Annotated in this window: 18 protein-coding genes and 1 tRNA gene; 11 read left to right on the top strand and 8 right to left on the bottom strand. The window is 68.2% G+C overall.

What is annotated here, in order from left to right:
* Positions 1-19: 19 nt before the first annotated feature.
* Both HMH01_RS02215 and HMH01_RS02210 read right to left on the bottom strand, forming a co-directional pair.
* Positions 20-106, bottom strand: a tRNA-Leu gene (locus HMH01_RS02215).
* 49 nt (positions 107-155) lie between these two features.
* Positions 156-875: a competence/damage-inducible protein A gene (locus HMH01_RS02210; RefSeq protein WP_171322045.1), complete on the bottom strand. Its 720-nt coding sequence runs from the start codon at positions 873-875 to the stop codon at positions 156-158.
* A gap of 53 nt (positions 876-928) precedes the next feature.
* Here HMH01_RS02210 and sfsA point away from each other — a divergent pair, with 53 nt between their 5' ends.
* Together sfsA and map are read left to right on the top strand one after the other, a co-directional pair.
* Positions 929-1,639 (top strand): DNA/RNA nuclease SfsA, encoded by a 711-nt coding sequence (gene sfsA, locus HMH01_RS02205; protein WP_171322043.1) that lies wholly within the window; start codon positions 929-931, stop codon positions 1,637-1,639.
* 76 nt (positions 1,640-1,715) lie between these two features.
* Positions 1,716-2,549: a type I methionyl aminopeptidase gene (map, locus tag HMH01_RS02200; protein ID WP_246237257.1), complete on the top strand. Its 834-nt coding sequence runs from the start codon at positions 1,716-1,718 to the stop codon at positions 2,547-2,549.
* Here map and HMH01_RS02195 read toward each other — a convergent pair.
* Positions 2,515-3,294: a hypothetical protein gene (locus HMH01_RS02195; RefSeq protein WP_171322040.1), complete on the bottom strand. Its 780-nt coding sequence runs from the start codon at positions 3,292-3,294 to the stop codon at positions 2,515-2,517. The two genes, map and HMH01_RS02195, sit on opposite strands and share 35 nt — an antisense overlap.
* Before the next feature lie 101 nt (positions 3,295-3,395).
* Between HMH01_RS02195 and radC the strand changes: the two genes are divergently transcribed.
* Entirely contained in the window at positions 3,396-4,139 is a 744-nt protein-coding gene (gene radC, locus HMH01_RS02190) for a RadC family protein (RefSeq protein WP_171322038.1), read from the top strand.
* A gap of 17 nt (positions 4,140-4,156) precedes the next feature.
* Here radC and HMH01_RS02185 read toward each other — a convergent pair whose 3' ends face one another.
* Positions 4,157-6,280: a hypothetical protein gene (locus HMH01_RS02185; protein ID WP_171322037.1), complete on the bottom strand. Its 2,124-nt coding sequence runs from the start codon at positions 6,278-6,280 to the stop codon at positions 4,157-4,159.
* A gap of 371 nt (positions 6,281-6,651) precedes the next feature.
* The gene (gene secA, locus HMH01_RS02180; protein ID WP_171322035.1) at positions 6,652-9,369 is read right to left on the bottom strand and encodes a preprotein translocase subunit SecA; all 2,718 of its coding nucleotides are present in this window, start codon (positions 9,367-9,369) and stop codon (positions 6,652-6,654) included.
* Positions 9,370-9,598: 229 nt separating this feature from the next.
* On the opposite strand from secA, the gene HMH01_RS02175 reads away from it, so the two are divergent.
* The 4 genes from HMH01_RS02175 (at position 9,599) to HMH01_RS02160 (ending at position 12,451) form a co-directional block, all read left to right on the top strand.
* Positions 9,599-10,495 carry a peptidylprolyl isomerase gene (locus HMH01_RS02175; RefSeq protein WP_171322033.1) on the top strand — a complete coding sequence of 299 codons (897 nt, stop codon included), beginning with the start codon at positions 9,599-9,601 and terminating at the stop codon, positions 10,493-10,495.
* A gap of 5 nt (positions 10,496-10,500) precedes the next feature.
* Positions 10,501-11,754 carry a bifunctional glutamate N-acetyltransferase/amino-acid acetyltransferase ArgJ gene (argJ, locus tag HMH01_RS02170; protein ID WP_171322031.1) on the top strand — a complete coding sequence of 418 codons (1,254 nt, stop codon included), beginning with the start codon at positions 10,501-10,503 and terminating at the stop codon, positions 11,752-11,754.
* The gene (locus HMH01_RS02165) at positions 11,751-12,149 is read left to right on the top strand and encodes a (deoxy)nucleoside triphosphate pyrophosphohydrolase (protein ID WP_171322029.1); all 399 of its coding nucleotides are present in this window, start codon (positions 11,751-11,753) and stop codon (positions 12,147-12,149) included. Before argJ ends, HMH01_RS02165 begins: the two co-directional genes overlap by 4 nt.
* Before the next feature lie 125 nt (positions 12,150-12,274).
* On the top strand, positions 12,275-12,451 hold the full coding sequence (locus HMH01_RS02160; protein WP_171322028.1) for a hypothetical protein: 177 nt from the start codon (positions 12,275-12,277) through the stop codon (positions 12,449-12,451).
* Positions 12,452-12,469: 18 nt separating this feature from the next.
* Here HMH01_RS02160 and hemH read toward each other — a convergent pair whose 3' ends face one another.
* Both hemH and HMH01_RS02150 read right to left on the bottom strand, forming a co-directional pair.
* Complete coding sequence (gene hemH / locus HMH01_RS02155; protein ID WP_171322026.1) at positions 12,470-13,549, bottom strand: ferrochelatase; 1,080 nt, start codon at positions 13,547-13,549, stop codon at positions 12,470-12,472.
* A 71-nt stretch (positions 13,550-13,620) separates the two neighbouring features.
* Entirely contained in the window at positions 13,621-14,514 is an 894-nt protein-coding gene (locus HMH01_RS02150; RefSeq protein ID WP_171322024.1) for a methyltransferase domain-containing protein, read from the bottom strand.
* 55 nt (positions 14,515-14,569) lie between these two features.
* Between HMH01_RS02150 and HMH01_RS02145 the strand changes: the two genes are divergently transcribed.
* The 4 genes from HMH01_RS02145 to HMH01_RS02130 are packed head-to-tail and all read left to right on the top strand — an operon-like array spanning position 14,570 to position 16,890.
* Complete coding sequence (locus HMH01_RS02145; RefSeq protein ID WP_171322022.1) at positions 14,570-15,310, top strand: ComF family protein; 741 nt, start codon at positions 14,570-14,572, stop codon at positions 15,308-15,310.
* Positions 15,311-15,345: 35 nt separating this feature from the next.
* Complete coding sequence (gene grxC, locus HMH01_RS02140; RefSeq protein WP_171322020.1) at positions 15,346-15,603, top strand: glutaredoxin 3; 258 nt, start codon at positions 15,346-15,348, stop codon at positions 15,601-15,603.
* A gap of 7 nt (positions 15,604-15,610) precedes the next feature.
* The gene (locus HMH01_RS02135; protein ID WP_171322018.1) at positions 15,611-16,444 is read left to right on the top strand and encodes a carbon-nitrogen hydrolase family protein; all 834 of its coding nucleotides are present in this window, start codon (positions 15,611-15,613) and stop codon (positions 16,442-16,444) included.
* A complete protein-coding gene (locus tag HMH01_RS02130; protein WP_171322017.1) occupies positions 16,441-16,890 on the top strand; it encodes a MarR family winged helix-turn-helix transcriptional regulator in 450 nt (149 codons plus the stop codon). Before HMH01_RS02135 ends, HMH01_RS02130 begins: the two co-directional genes overlap by 4 nt.
* Here HMH01_RS02130 and ubiG read toward each other — a convergent pair.
* A complete protein-coding gene (gene ubiG / locus HMH01_RS02125) occupies positions 16,876-17,637 on the bottom strand; it encodes a bifunctional 2-polyprenyl-6-hydroxyphenol methylase/3-demethylubiquinol 3-O-methyltransferase UbiG (RefSeq protein ID WP_171322015.1) in 762 nt (253 codons plus the stop codon). The genes HMH01_RS02130 and ubiG overlap by 15 nt on opposite strands.
* Positions 17,638-17,650: the final 13 nt, after the last annotated feature.

The following is a 17,650-nucleotide window of genomic DNA, read 5'->3' as shown; positions in this document are numbered from 1 at the left end:
GCACAAGGCGCCTGGCGGCTGGTGCGGGCGGTGGGACTCGAACCCACACGGCCAAAAGGCCCACAGATTTTAAGTCTGATATGTCTACCGGTTCCATCACGCCCGCCCGGTGCCTCTTCCTAGCGTCCCGGGGCGGGCGTGACAACGCGGGTGCGTCAGTCCACCAGCGCCCGCACGTCGTTGGTGGCGGCATCGAGGGCCGCGCGGTCGGCGCTGCGCAGAACGATGTTGGTGCCGTAGCGCCCGTCGCGCTGAAACGGGTAGGAGCCGATGGACACCTGCGGGAAGCGGGCGGCGATGTCGCCCAGTTCGGTCGCCACGGTGCTTTCGCCCCGGTCGATGCGCACGCTTTCCGAAATCAGCGGCGCCCCCCCGGTCAGCAACGGCAGCACGCTTTCGACCATCGCCTCGAACACGCTGGGCACGCCCGCCATGACATGCACGTTGCCGATGGCGAAACCCGGCGCCTTTGACACCGGGTTGTCGATCAGCACGGCGCCATCGGGGATCCGGGCCATGCGCAGGCGGGCGGGGGTCAGCGCCGCCTCTCCCTCGGGGTAGTGGCTGGCAAGGATGCGGCGGGCATCCTCGCGCACGTCGATGCCGACGCCGAACGCCTCGGCGATGCAGTCGGCGGTGATGTCGTCATGGGTCGGCCCGATCCCGCCCGAGGTGAAGACATGGTCATGGGCCGCGCTCAGCGCCTTGACTGCCGCCACGATGGCGGCGCGGTCGTCCGAGACGACGCGCACTTCCTTCAGGTCGATCCCCTTTTCGGTCAGCCGCCCGGCCAGGTGGTACATGTTCGAATCGCGGGTACGGCCCGACAGGATCTCGTCCCCGATGACGAGCATGGCGGCGGTGGGATTGGGCATTTCGATGCGCTCCGTTTCTTGTGTCCTGCGCGCCATGACGCTACGCGATCGGCATGGAGTTCGACATCCCCCTGATCCGCGCCCGGCTGCTGCGCAGATATAAACGCTTTCTGGCCGACGTCACGCTGGAGGATGGGCGCGAGGCGACGGCCCATTGCGCCAATCCCGGCGCGATGCTGGGCGTGGCCGATCCCGGCGCGACGGTGTGGCTGGAACCGGCCACGAACCCGGCGCGCAAGTTGCGCTATTCCTGGAAGCTGGTGGAACTGCCGGGCGGGCACATGGCCGGGATCGACACCGGCGTGCCGAACCGCGTGGTGGCCGAGGCGCTGGCGGCCGGGCGCATCCCGGCGGTCGCCGGCTATGCCGCCTTCCGCCCCGAGGTCCGCTACCGGGAACGAAGCCGGGTGGATTTCCTGCTGAGTTCGCCGGGCCTGCCGGACTGCTACCTGGAGGTGAAGAACGTCCATCTGCGCCGGGACGGGACGCTGGCCGAGTTTCCCGACAGCGTGACCGCGCGGGGGGCAAAGCACCTGGACGACCTGGCGGCGATGGTCGCAGCCGGCCACCGGGCGGTGATGCTGTACGTCGTGCAGCGCACCGATTGCGACCGGCTGGCGCTGGCAGGCGACATCGACCCCTTCTATGCGGCCGCGGCAGCCCGGGCGCGAGCGGCAGGCGTCGAGATGCTCTGCCATGCGACCCGGATCACCACGCAGGGCATCTGGCTGGACCGGGCGCTGCCGGTTGCGGTGGCGGGTTGAACTCGGGGCCGGTTTCTCCCAAATTGCAGGCCAGACGATAGGCGGCCCTCATGGCCCCGAACAGCATGGAGCGCCCTTGGACATCGTGAACCCCGGCCGCCTGAACCGGGACGGCATCCGGATCTATGAACCCGCGCATTTCGAGGGGATGCGCAAGGCGGGTCGCCTTGCGGCGGATATCCTCGACCGCATCGCCCCGCATGTGGTGCCGGGCGTCGAGACGCAGGAGTTGGACGCGATCATCCACCAGATGGTCAAGGATGGCGACGCGGTGTCGGCGACGGTGGGCTACAAGGGGTATCGCCACGCGAGCTGCATCTCGATCAACCACGTCGTCTGCCACGGCATCCCGTCGGAAAAGCGGCTCAAGGACGGCGATATCCTGAACATCGACGTGACCGTGGTGCTGGACGGCTGGTACGGCGACACGAGCCGGATGTATGTCGCGGGCAAGCTGAGCCGCAAGGCCGAGCGGCTGATCGAGATCACCCACGAGGCGCTGATGCGCGGGATCGCCGCGGTGAAGCCGGGGAATACCTTTGGCGATATCGGCTTCGCCATCCAGAGCTATGCGGAAGGAGAGCGCACCTCGGTGGTGCGGGATTTCTGCGGTCACGGGCTGGGCCATGTTTTCCACGCCGCGCCCAACGTGCTGCATTACGGTCGCCCGGGGACCGGTCCGCGGCTTGAGCCGGGGATGTTCTTCACCATCGAGCCGATGATCAACCTGGGCCGGCCCGAGACCAAGGTGCTGGCCGACGACTGGACCGCGGTGACCAAGGACAAGTCGCTTTCGGCGCAGTTCGAGCATTCGGTGGGCGTGACCGAGGACGGGGTGGAAATCTTTACCCTGTCGCCCGCCGGCCGTTTCCACCCTACCTGGGACGCACAGCCCGCAGAAGCGATCTGAGGCTGCGCGGATCCCAGCCGGGCAAGCCGTCGAATCGCGGCACGTCGGCAAGGTCGTAGCCGATGCGCCGTTCGAGGCCCAGGTCCAGCTCCTGCCGGATGAAGGCAAGGTCGCCCGGCGCGATGCGCGGCATCTGCTTGGGCACATAGGGGCTGCGGGTGATGCCCTTGAACGTCTCGACCGGGGCGTAGGGCCCGAGCGGGATGCCGAACCCCTCGGCCAGCGCGTTCAGCGTGCGGCGCGGGTCGCGGTTGGCGTCCTCGTAGCGGAGATAGGCGATCCGGGCGGGCATTTCCGCCATTTCCTCGAAATAGCCGATCTTGGCCGCGCGCAGGCGCATGGCGTTTGCGAAATTGACCCGGGCCTTCGGTTCCATGTCGGCGGTCGAGGGCTCTTCGGTGCCATCCTCGCGCTGAAAGGCGCCCTGCCATTCGTGGCGGATGAAGGCGGCGAAGCCGAGCCCGTGCATGGACCGGCTCAGATCCAGCGGGCGGGCGTGGATCGATTGCAGCCAGCGCAGCGGGTGGCGATAGACCAGCACGGTCAGAAGCCCGTCCGTGGCGGCGACCCGGCGGTCGATGAAACCGTGCTTCCAGCCATAGGCGGGATTTCGGGGAACGCCGTCGAAGTTGCGGGACAGAAGCTGGGTCACGAAGTTGGTGCCGGAGCTGCGCTCTCCCAATACCTGAAAACCGGTGATCCGGTCCTCGAGGTTGCGCACCAGTCGCGGTGGTCTCCAGTCCATGCCTGCCCTGTCGCTGCTTCGATCCGAGTTTTCCCCGATCAGATGCTGGAATGCCAGTGGCTTAATCGGCTGTTAACTGCGGCCATGTGCAGACTGCGCACATGAGAAAGCCCCATCCCCCCCGCGATCTTGGCGAAGCACCGTTGCTGCCGCTGGCAGGCCCGGCCTCGGAACAGGCAGAGGGCGCGCAGCACCGCGCGCGGCTGCGCGAGCGGTTCCACCGCGGGGGCCCGGCGGCGCTGGCGGATTACGAATTGCTGGAGCTGGTGCTGTTCCGGGCCATCCCGCGCCGCGACGTGAAACCGCTGGCCAAGGCGCTGCTGGCGCGGTTCGGGGATTTCAACCATGCGATATCCGCCCCCGCCGTCCGCCTGGCAGAGGTGCAGGGCGTCGGCGCGGCCGTGATCCAGGAGCTGAAGATCGTCGAGGCGGCGGCGCATCGGCTGGCGCAGGCGCGCGTGCTTGGCCGCGACGTGCTGTCGTCCTGGGATGCGCTGCTGGCCTATTGCAAGACCGCCATGGCCCACCGCGAGACGGAACAGTTCCGGGTGCTGTTCCTCGACCGCAAGAACGTGCTGATCGCCGACGAGGCGCAGGCCCAGGGCACTGTCGATCATGTGCCGGTCTATCCGCGGGAGGTGGTCAAGCGCGCGCTCGAACTTGGCGCCTCGGCGCTGATCCTGGTGCACAATCACCCCTCGGGCGACCCGGAACCGAGTTCCGCCGACATCACGATGACCCAGCGCGTGGCCGATGCCGCCGACGCGCTGGGCATCGTGCTGCATGACCACATCGTCGTGGGCAAGGCGCGGCACGCAAGCTTCCGTGCGATGGGGCTGCTCTAGCGGCAGGGCGGCCGGAACTACCGCTGCCCCGCCAGTCGTATCGCGGACAGGCCGGCGCCGGGCCCCGCAAGCTGCTGCGTGCCGCAGGTCACGGCGTCGAGGAACATGTCGGTGGTCGCCACGATCTCTGCCCCTTCGGAGCGCTGGACCCGGATGACCGGTTCGGCGGCGCAGGCGTCGGCCACAGGCACCAGATCGAGGGTGATTTCCCCGGCCTCGGTGCGCAGCGTCTCGAACAGGGTGTAGACCTCGGCGCGGATACCGTCGCCGTCCAGCGGGCCGAGCGCGGTCAGATAGCCGCCGCCGCTGCGCCGCGCCAGGCGGTAGTTCCGCGCGTTTCCGGCCCAGACATGGCCGTCCGCGCCCCGGGCCGCGCCATACTCGCTGGCGTGCAGATCGACATCCACCGGATCGGCCCAGACCACCGCGACACGGGTCATGCGGGTCATCCCCTCGACCACGGCGCGGGCATCGCTTGCGGCACCGTCGGGAAAGCTGACCCGCACGGTCGCGTTGGTCACGAGCGCCGGAACCACGAAATTGGCGACCCCGTCGCCATCGGTGAACGCGGTGAAGGCAAGGCCCTCATGCTCGACGATGAAGGGGCTGTCCGGACGGCAGGGAGAGGATACCGAACCGACGATCTCTGCCCCGATCTGCACCTGAAGCGCCAGATCGACGGCACAGGCGGCCGTGGCGGCCGGGTCCGCGGTGTAGCGTGGCAGGTCAAGCGCCGGCGCTGCCTGTTCGCGCCGCAGGATACGCGGCTCGAACGGGGCGTCGCTGCTGTCGAGCGCCGCGAATTCCACCTTCTGCGGCAGGCTGCTCGGGCGCGGCGCCTCGCCTGCCTGCGGCAATGCCGGGGCTTCGACGGGGGCACCGGCCGATCCGCCCGGCGTTCCGAGCGTCGCGACCGCGGCCATGCCGTCCGGCCGCGGCGCGGTCCGGCCATCCACGACGGCCGTCTCGCGGGGGGTCGGGGTCGAGGGGGCAAAAAGCGCCTTGGCCGCCGACACCGTGGCGCCGATGACCGTGTTCGACCGGGCCAGGCTTGCAAGCACGCCCGCATCATCCGCCGGTTCGGCCGGCGCGGCAAAGCCCTGGGGCTCGGCGACCTGGGCTTCCGGGGCGCTTGCCAGGACTTCCTCCTGCGGGGCCGGTTTCCCGGGCGCGGCGATCGCATCGGACAGGACCGGCGCAGGGGCGTCGGCGGCTTCCGGCTGCGGCAGGCGCGCGATCTCGGTCGTATCGGGTTCAGGGGCCGACAGGGGCGGGGTCGCCGTGGCGATGGCGGGTTCCTCGGCGCGGGAGGCCGGCGTCGGCGGGGTGAAACCGGCACCGCCCTGCGGGGCCAGCCCCGGCGCGGCAAGGGCCAGGCCGGACGGCGCAGCGGCAGAGGGGCGGGGGCTTTCGGCGGTGCGCGGCGCGGCAATCACCACACCCGCACCTTCGGCCGCCATGTCGGGGGCATCGAGCGTCGCTGTCTCGAACGCGACACGCCCCGAACGGGCGGCCGTGTTGGCAACGATGACGGTGGTTTCGGCGGCGTCGGAGGCCTCGATCGCCGTGCCCGAGGACTCGCCCGCGATGCGGCGCACGGCCTCGGTCGCGGCCGAGGGCGTGATGACTTCGGCATTGGCGGGCAGTGTCAGACGCATCGGCTGCTTCAGCGCCGTCTGTTCCGCATCCTGTGGCGCGGCGGCCTGGGCGATGGTGTCGATGAACACCGGCGCGCCGCCCGCCCCCCCGGTCGCGACCGCGTCGTTTTCCACCCGCAGCAGCGTTAGGTTGACCATGGTGGGCAGGCACTCTTCGCCATCGGCCACGCAATAGGTGAAATTGGCCTTGCCCGAGCAGACGTCGCTGCCCGAATACTGGATCGCGCCGTCGATCACGATCGCGGATCCGCAGGAAGGCTGCTGCGCCACGCGCAGGTTGGCGGGGTCGATCCGGTCGGTGCCGAGGTCGTTCAGCAGGACGTCAAGCGTCTGGACCCGGCCGGCCCGCAGGGTGAAGTTGTCGGAATTGGCCTGATAGGCGCCGCCGCCCAGAAGGCCGCCACCGCCCTGCATGACAGCGCCGACCCCGACAAGGAGCAGCAGCGCCGTGAGAATCGTCATGGCACGATCGTCGAGTTTCACGCATGCCTCCTTCCCACACACATTCCAGCCACGCCAGAATAGCGAAAAACGCTTTACAGGTAAGGTGGTTATCCACAGGTGTTAACGTTGTGCGCCTTTCGCACAACAGGCCACCAGACGTGGAACCGCGTACTCGTCACATATCTATATGTAGCGCAGAACTGCGGCGGGAATAAGTGGATTCGACCGCTTGCGCGGGATAATCCGGCCAGTTTGACGCAAATCCCGGCGATATCGGCAAGCGCCGAGATGCAGGCGCGTGCCGGAGATTCGCGCCGTCGCAGCCTGGCGGTCAGCCGAGCGGCCCGGGTTCCGCCCGTCCAGCATGCCTGGGCGATGCAGCGGTGGCGGTCGCCGACCGCCAACCGGCATCAGAGCAGACTGCCGTGGCAGTGCTTGAACTTCTTGCCCGAGCCGCAGGGGCAGGGTTCGTTGCGGCCGGTCGTGGCCCATTCGGCGGGCAGCTCGTCGGTCGCGGTCTCGCCCTCGGCTGCTGGCTCGGTGGCCGCGGCCGAACCGGCTGTCGTCGCCGTGCCCGCGGCCTGCGCGGCGGCGCGGCGCTGGTTTTCCTGGATCTGGGCCAGAAGCGCCTGCTGCTCTTCGGGGGTCAGCAGCTTCACATGCGACAGCTGGCGCGTCACCTCGACCCGAAGGCGGTTGAGCAGATGCTCGAACAGGGTGAAGGCCTCGGTCTTGTATTCGTTCAGCGGATCGCGCTGGGCATAACCGCGGAAGCTGACGACCTGGCGCAGATGCTCCAGCGTCACCAGGTGCTCGCGCCAGTTGGTGTCGATCGTTTGCAGCAGCAGCTGCTTTTCCACCCGCCGCATCGTGTCGGCACCGTAGCGCTCGACCCTGTCGGCGGCGGCCTTGTCGGCCTCGGCAACCAGGCGCTCGCGCACCACCTCGTCGTCCACGCCTTCTTCCTCGCCCCAGGCGATGATCGGCAGATCGAGGTTCAGGACGCGCATCACCTCGGCATAGAGCCCTTCCATGTTCCACTGGTCGGGGTAGGCCTTGGGCGGGATATGCTCGTGGACAAGGTCGTCGATCACCTGGTCGCGCATGTCCTTGATCGTTTCGGAGACGTCGTCATCCTCCATGATCTCGCGGCGCTGCTCGAAGATGGTCTTGCGCTGATCGTTCATCACGTCATCGAACTTCAGCAGGTTCTTGCGGATGTCGAAGTTGCGCGCCTCGACCTTTTTCTGCGCCTTTTCCAGCGCCTTGTTGATCCAGGGATGGATGATGGCCTCGCCTTCCTCCATGCCCAGCCGCTTCAGCATGCCGTCGAGCCGGTCGGACCCGAAGATGCGCATCAGGTCATCCTCGAGGCTGACATAGAAAAGCGTCTTGCCCGGATCGCCCTGCCGGCCGGAACGGCCCCGCAGCTGGTTGTCGATCCGGCGGCTTTCGTGGCGTTCGGTGGCCAGCACGAACAGGCCGCCCGCATCGATCGCCTTCTTCTTGGCCTCGGCGATCTGCTGCTCGACCTCGGCGCGGATGGCAACCGGATCGCCATCCTCGCCGGCCTCGGCGATGCGGCGCTGGATCTCGGCGTCCATGTTGCCGCCCAGCTGGATGTCGGTACCGCGGCCGGCCATGTTGGTCGCGATGGTCACGGCGCCCGGCAGCCCCGCCTTGGCGATGATCTCTGCCTCCTGTTCGTGGAAGCGGGCGTTGAGCACCTGGTGCGGGATGCCTTCCTGCTTGAGCATGGCGGAGATCATCTCGGATTTCTCGATCGAGATGGTGCCGACCAGCATCGGCTGACCCTTTTCATGGGCCTGCTTGATACGCTCGACCACGGCGGCGTATTTCTCGCGCTGCGTACGATAGACGCGGTCGTCAAGATCCTCGCGGGCGATGGGCCGGTTGGTCGGGATCTCGACCACGCCAAGGCCATAGATGGTCAGGAATTCCTCGGCCTCGGTCTGCGCGGTGCCGGTCATGCCCGCCAGCTTTTCGTAAAGCCGGAAATAGTTCTGGTAGGTGACGCTTGCCATCGTCACGTTCTCGGGCTGGATCGGCACGCCTTCCTTGGCCTCCAGCGCCTGGTGCAGGCCCTGGCTCAGGCGGCGGCCCTCCATCATGCGGCCGGTGAACTCGTCGATGAGCATCACGTCCTGGCCACGCACGATGTAGTCTTTTTCGCGCTGGAACAGCTTGTGCGCCCGCAGGCCCTGGTTGACGTGGTGCACGAGCGAGGCGCTTTCCGGATCATAAAGCGATGCGTCGTCGTCCAGAAGACCCGCCGCGCGGAGCCGCTGCTCGACGAATTCGTTGCCCTCTTCGGTCAGCGTCGCCTGGCGCGCCTTCTCGTCGATCTCGTAATGCTCGGGCTGAAGCTCGGGAATGATGGCGTCGATCTTGACATAAAGATCGGTGCGGTCCTCGGTCGGGCCCGAGATGATCAGCGGCGTGCGCGCCTCGTCGATCAGGATCGAGTCCACCTCGTCCACGATCGCGAAATAGTGGTCGCGCTGGAAGACGTCCTTCAGGTCCGTCTTCATGTTGTCGCGCAGGTAGTCGAAACCGAATTCGCTGTTGGTCCCGTACATCACGTCGCAGCGATAGGCCGCCATCTTCGCGTCCGGCGCCATCTGCGGCACCACCACGCCGGTGGTCATGCCCAGCGCCTGGTAGACCTGCCCCATCCACTGCGCGTCGCGCCGCGCAAGGTAGTCGTTCACGGTGACAACATGCACGCCGCGCCCGGTCAGCGCGTTCAGATACACGGGCAGGGTCGCCATGAGCGTCTTGCCCTCGCCGGTCTTCATCTCCGAGATGTTGCCCTGGTGGAGAAAGATGCCGCCCATCAGCTGCACGTCGTAGGGGCGCAGGCCCAGCGTGCGGAACGCCGCCTCGCGGGCATTGGCAAAGGCCTCGGGCAGCAGGTCGTCAAGCGTCTCGCCCTTGGCGAGGCGGGCGCGGAATTCGTCGGTCTTGCCGCGGATCTGCTCGTCGGTCAGCTTCTGGAACTCGGGCTCCAGCGCGTTGATGCGCTGGACAATCCCCCGGATGGATTTCACCTTGCGATCGTTCGGCGTGCCGAAGACCTTCTTCTGGAGCGTCCCGAGACCGAGCATGAACTGTCCGTTTCCGTTGCTGCGGCCCGGCGGCGGGCCGATCATCCGTGGCGGGCGCGGCGAGCGGCCTTGCTCGTCCAGTGCCCAGGGGATACATGGAACGGAACGGTCGGACGCGCGCCCCGATAGGGGTCGAAAGCCATGTAAGCGGCGCGTACTGGCCTGTCAACGCCGCCCGCCCGGGGCCCATCCGCGCCGCCAGATGCGGCTCAGACAGAAGAGAGAGTTCATGAGCAGACCCCTTGTCTCCCGCACCGCCCTGATGACCGCGCTGGCACTCGGGCTGGCGGCACCGCTTGCCGCGCAGGACGCGGCGGCGCCGGAAGCCGCCACCGAAGCCGCCCCCACCGTCACCGCGGACACGGTCGTCGCGCGCGTGGGCGATGTCGAGTTCACCATGGGTCATGTGCTGGTCGTACGCCGCGACCTGCCCGCACAGGTGGGCCAGCTGCCCGACGACATCCTGTTCCAGGGCATCATCGACCAGCTGATCGACCAGCACCTGCTGGCGCAGGAACTGGACGGGCTGGACGTGCCCGACGCGGTGCGCCTGTCGCTCGAGAACGAGCGTCGTGCGCTGAACGCATCGGCCGTGCTGCAGGCGCTGCTGGCCCAGGAGGTCGAGGACGCCGATGTTCAGGCCGCCTATGACGCGGCCTATGGCGACGCGCAGCCCACCACGGAATACAACGCCTCGCACATCCTGGTGGCGACCGAGGAAGAGGCGCGCGCGATCATCGCCGAGATCGAGGGCGGCGCCGATTTCACCACGCTGGCCGAGGAACGCTCCACCGATCCGTCGGCGCAGGGCCGCGGGGGCAGCCTGGGCTGGTTCGGCACCGGCATGATGGTGCCCGAATTCGAGGCCGCGGTCACCGCGCTGGAGCCGGAGACCATCTCCGAGCCGGTCGAGACCCAGTTCGGCTGGCATGTCGTGCGCCTGAACGAAACCCGCGAGGTGCCGCCCCCGACGCTGGAGGAAGTGCGCCCGCAGCTTGCGCAGCAGGTCCAGCAGCAGGCCATCACCGACCGCATCGCGGCGCTGCGCGAAACCGCATCGCCCGAACTGCTGATCGAGGGCATCGACCCCTCGGTCGTGCGCGACGACAGCATCCTGCCGGAGTAAGCCAGATGGCCAAGTCGCTGCCGGTCTCGCCGCTCGCGCCCGCGGGCGGCTTTCCGCAGATGCCCGCGATCGCGGGCGTGCGCTTCGCCGCCGTCGAGGCGGGGGTCCGCTACAAGGGCCGGCGCGACGTGATGCTGGCCGAGATCGCGGCCGGCAGCACCATCGCCGGGGTGTTCACACGATCGGCCACCCGCTCGGCCCCGGTCCTGTGGTGCGAAGAGAACCTTGCCGCCGGGCCGCAGGGCGAGGCGGGCTATGCCATCGTCGTGAACTCTGGCAACGCCAACGCCTTTACCGGGCGCAACGGGATGGAAGCGGCGCAGCGCACCGCCACCGCGGCTGCGGCCGCGCTGGGCATCCCCGAGCGGCACGTCTTCCTGTCCTCGACCGGCGTGATCGGAGAGCCGCTGCCGGCCGAGCGCATTACCGCGAAGCTGGACGAGCTGGTGGCGCATCTGTCCGGGGATGGCATCGGGGACGCCGCGCAGGCGATCATGACGACCGACACCTTCCCCAAGGGCTGCGCGCGCAGCGTCGGGATCGGCGGCACCACCGTGCAGATCGCCGGCATCGCCAAGGGCTCGGGCATGATCGCGCCGGACATGGCCACGATGCTGGCGTATGTCTTCACCGACGCGACGGTGGCGCAACCCGTGTTGCAGCAGATGCTGCGCGAGCTGACCGACGTGACCTTCAACGCGATCACGGTGGACAGCGACACATCGACCTCGGACAGCCTGCTGCTGGCGGCGACGGGCCGCGCGGGCGCGCCCGCGATCGACCGGGCGGACAGCGCGGATGCGACGGCCTTCCGCGCGGCGCTGCACGAGGTGCTTCTGGACCTGGCGCAGCAGCTGGTGCGCGACGGCGAGGGGGCCACGAAATTCGTCGAGGTGCAGGTCGAGGGCGCGGTTTCCGACGCCTCGGCCAAGCGGATCGGCATGTCCATCGCCAACTCGCCGCTGATCAAGACCGCCATCGCCGGCGAGGATCCCAACTGGGGCCGCATCGTCATGGCGATCGGCAAGGCGGGCGAGCCCGCGGACCGCGACCGCATCACGATCCATTTCGGCGATATCCTGGTGGCGACCGATGGCTGGGTCGCGCCGGGCTACCGCGAGGCGGATGGCGCGGCCTACATGAAGCGGGCCGAGCTGGTGATCCGGGTGGGTCTCGGCCTGGGCGAGGGCAAGGCCACGGTCTGGACCTGCGACCTGACGCATGGCTACATCTCGATCAACGCGGATTACCGTTCTTGAAGACGGTCCTCGTCTCTGCCGTCGCGCTGATCGACCCTGACGGCCGGGTGCTGCTGGCGCAGCGCCCGGAGCACAAGCCTATGGGGGGGCTTTGGGAGTTCCCCGGCGGCAAGGTCGAGCCGGGAGAGACGCCAGAGTCGGCGCTGATCCGCGAACTGCACGAGGAACTGGGCATCGACACCTGGCAAAGCTGCCTGGCGCCGCTGACCTTCGCCTCGCATGGCTACGAGGATTTCCACCTGCTCATGCCGCTTTTCGCCTGCCGGAAGTGGAACGGCACCCCGGTGGCGAGGGAAGGGCAGGTGCTGAAATGGGTCCGCCCCAACGCGCTGCGCGACTACCCGATGCCGCCGGCGGACATTCCCCTGATCCCGATCCTGCGCGACTGGCTGTAGCGGCAGCGCGGCCACAGCTGCGCGGTATTGTCGCGGACCGGCCGAACGCAGCTTGTGCGTTGCGTCACATAGGCGTTAACAATCTGCCCAATCGATGAGCAGATCCGCCCAAAGGGAGAGCGCCGATGTACAGGACGATCGTGACTTCCAGCCACATCTCGGTTCAGGGCGAGTTCGTGAAACGCCTGCCGGACGGACGGGAAGTGGTGCGGGTGGGTGACGCGGAATATGTCGGCATGCCGGTATCGCCCTTGCCGCGCAAGGTGGTGGCCTTCCAGGCTGGTGCGACCTCGGCGGCCTGAACTGGCAGACCGGCCGCGTCAGCGGCCGATCCAGCCCGCCGTCTCGCGCTCGATGATCGCCATCATCATGGCGACATGCGCATCGTCGTCGTTCAGGCAGGGGATGTAGGTAAAGCTTTCGCCACCGGCTTCCTCGAAGCTTTCCTTGATCTCCTCGTTGATCTCTTCCAGCGTCTCGACGCAGTCCGACGAGAAGGCGGGCGCCATGATGGCGATGTTCTTCATCCCCGCCTCGGCCAGCCGCGCGACTTCCTCGACGGTATAGGGCTGAAGCCATTCCTCGGGACCGAATTTCGACTGGAAGGTGACGCGGATCTGCTCCTTTTCCCAGCCCAGCCGCTCGCCCAGCAGGCGCGAGGTCTTGCGGCACTGGCAGTGATAGGGGTCGCCCTCCATCAGGTAGCGCTTGGGCACCCCGTGGTAGGACGTGACAAGGATATCCGGCCGCCGTTCCAGCCCGGCATAGGTCCGCTCCACCGACTGGGCCAGCGCCTCGATGTAGAGGGGGTGGTCGTAATAGGCCGGCACCGTCCGGATCGAGGGCTGCCAGTTCATCTTCATCAGCACCCGGAAGGCCTGGTCGCAGGCGGTCGCGGTGGTCGGCGCGGAATACTGCGGATAGAGCGGGAAGAAGACGATCTTCTCGCAGCCCTGGTCCTTCATCTTCTCGATCACCGACTTCGTCGAGGGGTTGCCGTATCGCATGCAGAAATCGACGATCACATCCTCGCCGAACCGCGCCTGCACCTCGGCCGCGACCTTGGCGGTCTGGTTCTTGGTGATCGTCAGCAGCGGGCTTTCGTCCTGCTCGGTGTTCCAGATCCCGCGATAGGCCTCGCCCGAGGAGAAGGGGCGCTTGGTCAGGATGATCGCCTGAAGAAGCGGTTGCCACAGCCACGGCGAATAGTCGATCACCCGGCGGTCCGAGAGAAATTCGTTCAGGTAGCGCCGCATCGACCAGTAATCGGTCGCGTCCGGCGTGCCCAGATTTGCAAGAATGACGCCGATCTTTGCTCGCGCGACTGCGGGGTGATCCGAACCGGCATGGGCCAGGCGGCCCTCTCCGGGATGAACGAGGATTTTCTTTTCCGACGACATTTGAGCGTCATACATGATGCTTGCCCGTCCTTCCATTGGTTTGACGCGAAATAAGACGCCACCCGGCGGCGTCAATCGGTCCGGTTGCCGCGCCCCCCTGTCGCAGGCGCCGTCTCGCCGGCAGGTTTCTCGACCGTGCCCAGCGCATCGGCCAGCCGCGCCCGTGCCGAACCGGGGCGCAGCGGCTTCTGCTGGCTGTCGTCAGGGGCCCAGCCGGTAAGCACCACGATCTCTGCGGTGGCCCGGATGCGGGAGGGGTCATCGTCGGCCGGAAAGGCTGCGGCATAGCGGGCCGCGGCGCGGGCGAACAGGCTGCGCGGCGGCATGCGGCGGTTCCGGGCGGCAAGCGCGTTGCCTTCCCCCATCGCGCGCAGGTCGCGCATCAGCGCCAGCGCATCGGCATAGGTCACGGTCAGCCGGGTACTGTCCGCGACCGGCAAGGCAAAGCCCGCCCGTTGCAGCAGCGCGCCCAGGTCGCGGATCTCGGCCATCGGGGCTATGCGCGGGCTCAGCCCGCCGCTTGTCTCCACTTCCGACTCGGCCAGGACGGCGCGCAGCTCCGACAGGCTCTGGCCGCCGAACAGCGCCGCGATCATCAGCCCGTCGGGACGCAGCGCACGGCGCATCTGCACCAGTTGGCCCACCGGATCATCGGCCCAATGCAGCGAGAGCGCATGGATGCAGAGATCCAGACTGGCGGGGGCAAGATCCAGCACCTCGGTATCCGGCAGGCAGCGCGGCGCGGCGATGCCGGCGGCTTCCGCAAGCACCCCGGCCCAGAGTTCCGCCATCGGCCCGATCACGGCCACATCGCGAAACTGCCTGTTAACCTCGGCCAGTCTTTCTGAGACCTGCTCCGCCGCGGCACGCTGAAGGAAATCGGCAGGGCCTTCACGCCGCGCGCGGTCGCGCTGGCGCGCAAGTGCTGCTCTGTCGGTCAGGCGGGGCGTCTCGGTCGGGGGCATTTCGGGCTCCTCTCTGGCCGGGGATGTAAAGAGCCGGAACCCGATTGGAAAGCCCATGCCAGGCACCGCCGCCCGACTGCTGGACCTGATCTTCCCGCCCGAATGCGCCGGCTGCCGGAAACCGACCGACGCGGCGCATGGCCTCTGCCCGGACTGCTGGGCGGCGACGCGCTTCATCACCGGACCCGCCTGCGACTGTTGCGGCACCCCCGTGCCCACCGCCGCACCCGGAGAGCGCCCCCGCTGCGAGGATTGCACCACCCGCCCGCCCGGCTGGGATCACGGCCGGGCTGCCGTCCTGTACGAGGGACCGGCGCGGGAAATCCTGTTGCGCCTGAAACACCGCGACCGGCTGGACCTGGCACCGGTGCTGGCGCGCTGGCTGGCGCGGGCCGGGGCGGACCTGCTGGCCGAGGCGGATGTCGTGGCCCCGGTGCCGCTGCACTGGTCCAGGCTGCTGCGCAGGCGCTGCAACCAGGCGGCGGAACTGGTGCGCCGCCCGGAACTCGGCGCGCGCGGACAGGTCGTGCCGGACCTGCTGCTGCGCCAGCGCGCCACGCTGCCGCTGAAGGGCGCCACGCGGGAAGAGCGTTTCGCGCGGCTGGCCGCCGTCATGGCCCCGAACCCCGCGCGGGCCGACCTGATCCCCGGGGCCCGCGTCCTGCTGATCGACGACGTGATGACCACCGGCGCCACCCTTGCGGCCTGCGCCGCCGCCGCACGGGCGGCCGGCGCGGCCCGGGTGGACGTGCTGGTGGTGGCCCGCGTTGCAAGGGAGGGCTTTGCCCATATATAGATGCCCTTGCACAACCGGAGGCGAGCGGCCCGTCGATGAAACCCGTCGAAATCTATACCACCCCGCTTTGCGGCTATTGCGCGGCGGCGAAATCCCTGCTGGCCCGGAAGGGCATCAGCTACACCGAAATCGATGTCTCGCGTGATCCCGACCTGCGCGCCGCGATGATGCAGCGCGCGCATGGGCGCCGCACCGTGCCGCAGATCTTCGTCGGCGAAACCCATGTTGGCGGCTTCGACGACATGGCGGCGCTGGATCGCGCCGGCAAGCTCGACCCGCTTCTGGCCGGCTGAGCGCAGGATGCGCGCGGGCCTGATCCAGCTGACCTCGTCGGACGATCCGGCCGCCAACCTTTCCGTGACCGAAGGGCTGATCCGGCAGGCCGCGGCCGATGGCGCGACGCTGATCGCGACGCCGGAGGTGACGAACTGCATCTCGCTTTCGCGCGCCCGGCAGGAGGAAGTCCTGCGCCAGGAGGCCGACGACCCGACGCTGGCCGCGCTTTCGGCACTGGCGGCGGAACTGGGCGTCCATGTCCTGATCGGCTCGCTCGCGCTGCGCACCGAGGAGCCGCGCTTTGCCAACCGCTCTATCCTGCTGACCCCCGAGGGCCGGATCGCGGCGCGCTATGACAAGATCCACATGTTCGACGTGGACCTGGGCAGCGAATCCTACCGCGAATCCGACGGCTACCGCCCCGGCACCCGGGCCACCCTGGCCCCGCTGGGCGACGCGCGACTGGGCATGACGATCTGCTACGACCTGCGCTTTCCCGCGCTCTACCGGCAGCTCGCGCAGGCGGGGGCCAGCATCATCTCGATCCCCTCGGCCTTTACCCGCCCCACCGGCGAGGCGCATTGGGAGCCGCTGCTGCGCGCCCGCGCGATCGAGACCGGCTGCTTCGTCATCGCGCCCGCCCAGACCGGCACCCATGCCGCCCGGCCGGGCGACCGGCAGCGCCAGACGCATGGCCATTCGCTGGTGGTCGATCCCTGGGGCAGGATCCTGCTGGATATGGGCCGCGAAGCGGGTTTCGCCTGCGTCGATCTGGACCTCGACGCGGTCGCGGCGGCGCGGCAGCGTGTTCCCAGCCTGCGGCACGACCGCGAATACGAGGGCCCCGGGGCGCAATGAACGACCGCAAGGAAACCGACCCGCTGGCCATCGGGCTGTTTTCCGAGATAGCGACGGTGGACCAGCTGATGCGCGCGCGCCTGTCGCGGGCCTTGCCGCGCGGCATGGAGCTGTCGCATTTCACGCTGCTCAACTATCTTGCCGGTATCCAGGCAGAACGCACGCCGGCGCAGCTGGCGCGGGTCTTTCACGTCACCAAGGCCGCCATGACCAACACGCTGGGCAAGATGGAGCGGGCAGGCTACGTCCATATCCGCCCGGACTGGGACGATGCGCGGCGCAAGTTCGTGGCGATCAGCCCGGCCGGGCTGCGCGCCCGCGATCACGCGATTTCCAACGTGGCGCCCCTGCTGGAAAAGGCCATGCAGGAACTGGGACCGGCCAATGTGCGCGCGGCCCTGCCCTTCCTGCGCAGGCTGCGGACGCTGCTGTCAGCCGCCGACTGAGCCGGGCTTGATGCTGGCGGTGACGTAGTTCACGCTCAGGTCGCGATCCGAGATGCGCCAGGACCAGGCAACCGGGTTGAACACGAAGCCCTTGCGGTCCACCGGGTCGAGCCCGGCCTTGCGCAGCAGGTCGAACAGCTCGTCCGGGGTGATGAACTTCTTCCAGTCATGGGTGCCCTTGGGCAGCCAGCGCATGACATGCTCGGCCCCGATGATCGCCATCATGTAGCTTTTCGGATTGCGGTTGAGGGTCGAGCAGACCATCAGCCCGCCGGGTTTCAGAAGCTGCTGGCAGGCGGCAAGATAGACCAGCGGATCGGCCACATGCTCGACCACCTCCATGTTGAGGACGACATCGAACCGCTCTCCCGCCTCGGCCAGCGCCTCGGCGGTGGTGTGGCGGTAGTCGATGTTCAGGCCCGACTGCTCGGCGTGGATGCGGGCGACGGGGATGTTGCGCGCGGCCGCGTCCGCCCCCACCACCTCGGCGCCCAGCCGCGCCATCGGCTCGGACAGAAGTCCGCCGCCGCAGCCGATATCGAGAATCCGCAACCCGGCAAAGGGCGCCCGCGCCTTGGGGTCGCGCCCGAACTCGGCGCAGATCTGGTCGATGATGTAGTCGAGCCGCGTCGGGTTGAGCATGTGAAGCGGCTTGAACTTCCCGTGAGGATCCCACCATTCGGCGGCCATCGCCTCGAACTTCGCGATTTCACTGTCGTCGACGGTGGTCTCTTGCGTTGCACTCATGGGCCCGACCTGC

Origin of the sequence: Halovulum dunhuangense (assembly GCF_013093415.1) — a bacterium.
Classification (GTDB): Bacteria; Pseudomonadota; Alphaproteobacteria; order Rhodobacterales; family Rhodobacteraceae; genus Halovulum; species Halovulum dunhuangense.
This window is presented reverse-complemented; position numbering and strand designations above follow the sequence as displayed.

Excerpts from the sequence above, each read along its gene's own strand:
- radC (WP_171322038.1), top strand. The coding sequence starts at position 3,396 with ATGAGAAAGCCCCATCCCCCCCGCGATCTTGGCGAAGCACCGTTGCTG.
- sfsA (WP_171322043.1), top strand. The coding sequence starts at position 929 with ATGGAGTTCGACATCCCCCTGATCCGCGCCCGGCTGCTGCGCAGATAT.
- ubiG (WP_171322015.1), bottom strand. The coding sequence starts at position 17,637 with ATGAGTGCAACGCAAGAGACCACCGTCGACGACAGTGAAATCGCGAAG.
- HMH01_RS02210 (WP_171322045.1), bottom strand. The coding sequence starts at position 875 with ATGCCCAATCCCACCGCCGCCATGCTCGTCATCGGGGACGAGATCCTG.
- argJ (WP_171322031.1), top strand. The coding sequence starts at position 10,501 with ATGGCCAAGTCGCTGCCGGTCTCGCCGCTCGCGCCCGCGGGCGGCTTT.
- HMH01_RS02175 (WP_171322033.1), top strand. The coding sequence starts at position 9,599 with ATGAGCAGACCCCTTGTCTCCCGCACCGCCCTGATGACCGCGCTGGCA.
- grxC (WP_171322020.1), top strand. The coding sequence starts at position 15,346 with ATGAAACCCGTCGAAATCTATACCACCCCGCTTTGCGGCTATTGCGCG.
- secA (WP_171322035.1), bottom strand. The coding sequence starts at position 9,369 with ATGCTCGGTCTCGGGACGCTCCAGAAGAAGGTCTTCGGCACGCCGAAC.
- HMH01_RS02160 (WP_171322028.1), top strand. The coding sequence starts at position 12,275 with ATGTACAGGACGATCGTGACTTCCAGCCACATCTCGGTTCAGGGCGAG.
- HMH01_RS02145 (WP_171322022.1), top strand. The coding sequence starts at position 14,570 with ATGCCAGGCACCGCCGCCCGACTGCTGGACCTGATCTTCCCGCCCGAA.
- HMH01_RS02195 (WP_171322040.1), bottom strand. The coding sequence starts at position 3,294 with ATGGACTGGAGACCACCGCGACTGGTGCGCAACCTCGAGGACCGGATC.
- HMH01_RS02150 (WP_171322024.1), bottom strand. The coding sequence starts at position 14,514 with ATGCCCCCGACCGAGACGCCCCGCCTGACCGACAGAGCAGCACTTGCG.
- hemH (WP_171322026.1), bottom strand. The coding sequence starts at position 13,549 with ATGTCGTCGGAAAAGAAAATCCTCGTTCATCCCGGAGAGGGCCGCCTG.
- HMH01_RS02130 (WP_171322017.1), top strand. The coding sequence starts at position 16,441 with ATGAACGACCGCAAGGAAACCGACCCGCTGGCCATCGGGCTGTTTTCC.
- HMH01_RS02135 (WP_171322018.1), top strand. The coding sequence starts at position 15,611 with ATGCGCGCGGGCCTGATCCAGCTGACCTCGTCGGACGATCCGGCCGCC.